At 67.5% G+C, this 2,859-nt stretch carries 3 protein-coding genes; all 3 read right to left on the bottom strand.

Going from position 1 to position 2,859, the window contains the following annotated elements; translation table 11 throughout:
* On the bottom strand, positions 1–1,027 hold a 1,027-nt coding region (locus OXU42_11920; protein MDE0030095.1), incomplete at its 3' end, for an ABC transporter ATP-binding protein.
* Between the two features lie 22 nt (positions 1,028–1,049).
* A complete protein-coding gene (locus tag OXU42_11915; GenBank protein MDE0030094.1) occupies positions 1,050–1,874 on the bottom strand; it encodes an enoyl-CoA hydratase/isomerase family protein in 825 nt (274 codons plus the stop codon).
* The coding region (locus OXU42_11910; GenBank protein MDE0030093.1) for an acetate--CoA ligase family protein at positions 1,871–2,859 on the bottom strand (989 nt) is incomplete at its 5' end. The genes OXU42_11915 and OXU42_11910, both read right to left, overlap by 4 nt.

The following is a 2,859-nucleotide window of genomic DNA, read 5'->3' as shown; positions in this document are numbered from 1 at the left end:
GTTGGCCGTGGTGCACCACGGCCTCCGCCTGCGCGCCCGGAACCCGGATCCGGAGCGGTACCGACCCGATGCGTCCGATGACCAACACGCTGTCGCCGTAGTGGACCGAGCCTTCCACGGTCATGTCGAAGACGTTGAGTCCCTCGAGGGCCTCTTTCTCATGGACGAGCCGGACGTCCTCCGGCCGTACCAACGCGTGGACCTGGTTGCTGCCGATGCCGTCGGGACAGGCCGCGGTTACGTCGCCCAGGGCCTCCACCGCCAACCTGCCGGCGGTCGGGTCGACCACGGCGGCCTCGAAGAAGTTGCTGTCGCCGATGAAGTTGCCGACGAAGAAGGTGGCGGGCCGGTGGTACATCTCAAGCGGCGGGGCGACCTGCTCGATCTTGCCGTCGTTGAACACGGCCACCCGGTCGGACATGGTCATGGCCTCGGTCTGGTCGTGGGTCACGTAGATGGTGGTGATCCCCACCTCGCCGTGTATCCGCTTGATTTCCACCTGCATCTGCTCGCGCAGGTTCTTGTCCAGGGCGCCCAGGGGCTCGTCCAGCAGCAACACGTCAGGCTCGAACACGAGCGCGCGGGCCAGCGCCACCCGTTGCTGCTGGCCGCCGGACAGCTCCCGCGGGTACTTGGTTGCGAACTCCGAGAGGCCTACCAGCTCCAGCGCCTTCTCCACCCGCGGCCGGATCTGTTCCCGGGGAAACTTGCGCATCCTGAGCGGGAAGGCGACGTTGGTTTCGGTGGTCATGTGCGGGAACAGCGCGTAGTTCTGGAAAACCATGCCGATGTTGCGCCGGTAGGGACGGACGTTGGCGAGCGAACGGCCCTCCAGCTCCAGTGCGCCGTCCGTAAGTTCCTCGAACCCGGCGATCATCAGGAGCGTGGTGGTCTTCCCCGAGCCGCTGGGCCCCAGCAGCGTCAGGAACTCACCCTTGCGGACGTCGATGGAAATGCCGTCCACGGCGTTGACGCGGCCGTCGTAGGACTTGACCACGTCTGTCAGACATAGGTACGCGTCGCTCATGGCCTGGTGCCCCGTGCTCTTTTCATTCCTTGAACTGGTCCCGCCGCCACTTGAAGGCCCCGGCCAATCCCAGCTCGGCGACCTTGGCCTGAAAGTCGCGGTGTACCTGCGACTCGGTTGCGTAGGTCGGCGCGATGAGATCGACGGAGCTGTTGAAGGCCGCGCGGATCCCCTGGGCTTCGAGGATACGGTTGATGGCGGTACGAGCGCAGAACAGCGCTTCCGGGCCGATCAGCGCCAGGCGCCGGGCATACTTGAGGGTTGCCGTTTCCAGCTCATCGGCGGGCACCACCCGGTTCACCATGCCGATCTCCCGCGCCTCCTCGGCGCCGATCATGTCGCCCATGTAGATCAGTTCGCGGGCGCGCTTGAGGCCGATGACCCAGGGCATCATCATGGCCGTGGCGGGTCCGGCGAAGCGTATCTCCGGCTCTCCGAACAAGGCGTCGTCGGCGGCGATGGTCAGGTCGCAGAGCATGGTCATGACGCATCCCTCGCCAAGGGCGTGGCCCTGCACGGACGCGATGATCGGCGTGTGCAGCTCCCAGATGGCCGTGGCCAGCCTGAGCCCCCGGCTCAGCCGGTGGTGCGTGCGGATGGCGTGATGCCGGTCCTTCTCCCGATCGGGATCGTTGCGCTCGACGTCGTGGCCGGCGCAGAAGCTCTTGCCTTCGCCGCGCAGCACGATGACGGTGACGCCGGGGTCCTGGTCGGCGTTGTCGAGGGCCTCCATCAGCGCCTGGGACAATGCCCGGTTGAGGGCGTTCCGCTTCTCCGGCCGGTTGAGCGAGATGATTCCGATGTCGCCGTCTTTCCAGTAGGTGAGCACCTGTTCGGTGTCCGTCATGCGTTCTTCTCCCGCGGGATGATCAGCGCATCCACCACCAGGCATCCCTGGCCCCGGGGGAGCGCCATCACGGGGTTCAGGTCGATCTCCGCGATGGAGTCGCGCTCGGCCCAAGCGAACTCCCCGAGCGCCGTCAGGCATTCGCGCACCGCCTGGACGTCGCGGGGGGCCTGTCCGCGCACGCCTCCCAAGAGCCGCCGGCAGCGCGTCTCCGCGATCATGAAGTTGACGTCGCCGTCGCAAAGCGGCAGCGGGCGAAACGCGACGTCGTCGAAGATCTCCACCAGGACGCCGCCCAGCCCGAAGGCCAGCACGGGGCCGAAGTCAGGGTCCCGGCTCACGCCCATGAAGAACTCCACCGCGTCGCGGACCATGGTCTGAACTACGAATACGGCATCTGAGGGCGGGGGAGAGAGCCGTTCCAGCGTGGCCGCCATGTCGTCGAACGCTCTTGCCGCGGCCGCCTCGTCCGCGAGGCCGGTGGCGACGAGGCCGAGATCGGACTTGTGCGCGATATCGTCGGACGCCACCTTGAGCACCACCGGATAACCCATGGCCCGGGCCGCCTCCAGGGCCTCTTCGCGCGACATCGCGACTTCTTCCCGAACTACCGGCAGGCCTGCCTCACGCAGCAGCCTCTTGGAATCCACCTCGTTCAAGCGCGAGCGCCGCGGGTTCCCGTTGGCGAGGAAGGATGCCACACGGGCGCTGGGCGGCGGCTCCGGCAGCATCTCGGGGCACGGTACGGACCAGCGCGCGAGCCGGTCGACGGCGCCCAGGCCCTGGCGCGCCCCGCCGATGGTGGGGACCCCCGCCGCGCGCAGCGCGTCGGCGAACTCCTGCCGAAACAGGCCCGGACGGGTGTTCATGAAGAAGCAGGGCTTGGCGGTCCGCCGGGCGGTCTCGGCCAGATACTGCGTGTACTGGGTCGGGACCATGGGCGAGTCGTCGCGGCTGTCGCTCACCATGACGATGGAGTCCACGT

The organism is Deltaproteobacteria bacterium, assembly GCA_028818775.1.
In the GTDB taxonomy this organism is placed as follows: Bacteria; Desulfobacterota; Binatia; order UBA9968; family JAJDTQ01; genus JAJDTQ01.
The sequence above is the reverse complement of the archived record's forward strand: the minus strand, read 5'-3'. Positions and strand labels throughout refer to the sequence as shown.